The 976-nt window shown below is 41.6% G+C and carries 2 protein-coding genes; both read left to right on the plus strand.

Annotated elements, in window-relative coordinates:
• The coding region (locus HMPREF2805_RS00260) for a DnaB-like helicase C-terminal domain-containing protein (RefSeq protein WP_148131555.1) at window positions 1-745 on the plus strand (745 nt) is incomplete at its 5' end.
• Window positions 746-976, plus strand: a 231-nt coding sequence (locus HMPREF2805_RS00265) for a hypothetical protein (protein ID WP_148131556.1), incomplete at its 3' end; no start/stop codon positions are given. It lies immediately after the preceding gene.

Genomic DNA, 976 nt, shown 5'->3' on the forward strand with positions numbered 1-976 from the left:
CCTTCATGAAGGGAATCTTATCATCCTTGCTGCACGTCCTGCTATGGGTAAGACGGCATTGGCTCTTAATATCGCTAAGTATGTAGCCACCAAGGAAGGAAAGCCTGCTGTCATCTTCTCACTCGAAATGGGTGCAGAGGAACTGATTGAGCGTATGTTGGCATCAGAGGGCATGGTTCCAGCTTATCATCTGAAGACTGGGAATTTGAGTACAGACGAATGGAAACGTCTTGTGCAAGCTCAAAATAATCTCTATGATGCGCCTATCTTTGTGGATGATACTGCTGGTATTCGGATTCCAGAGATACGCTCAAATGCTCGAAAACTCGCTCAAGAAATGGGCGGTCTGGGTGTCATCATCATTGACTACTTGCAGTTGATAACTGGGGCAAAGGGCGAGAATCGTCAGCAGATCGTTTCAGAGATTTCAAGGGAATTGAAGATACTTGCTAAAGATTTGAAAGTACCTGTCATTGCCTTGTCACAGTTAAGCCGTGCAGTTGAGCAGAGACAGGACAAGCGCCCGATGTTAGCAGATTTGAGAGAGTCTGGCTCTATTGAGCAAGATGCTGATATTGTAGCATTCTTGTATCGCGAGGCCTACTACCAAAAGGAGCAAGCAGATAGTCAAGAAGCGAATAACGTGACCGAGATGATCCTGGAGAAGAATCGTCATGGTAGTTTAGGGACGGTTAAACTATATTTTCACAAAGAATACACAAAATTTTCAAGTGTGGAGGGGTAGATGGCAAATTGGTTTGTGAGAATTAATCATAGAAAAGAAAGCAAAGATAGTTACTACTCTCAGCAAGTAGAACGAAGACTCTACTTTGATTTAGAAACTAAGAAGGATGTTTTGACAAAAATCAAAGAAGATTATCCAGAATATTTTTCAGAAAAGATACCTCAAAGAACTGCTAAAGGAGAATTCTTTTTTGTCAACGTTTATGAATTGAGTGAAAACTGGGAAAGTTTT

The sequence above is a fragment of the Streptococcus sp. HMSC034E03 genome (assembly GCF_001811505.1).
In the GTDB taxonomy this organism is placed as follows: Bacteria; Bacillota; Bacilli; order Lactobacillales; family Streptococcaceae; genus Streptococcus.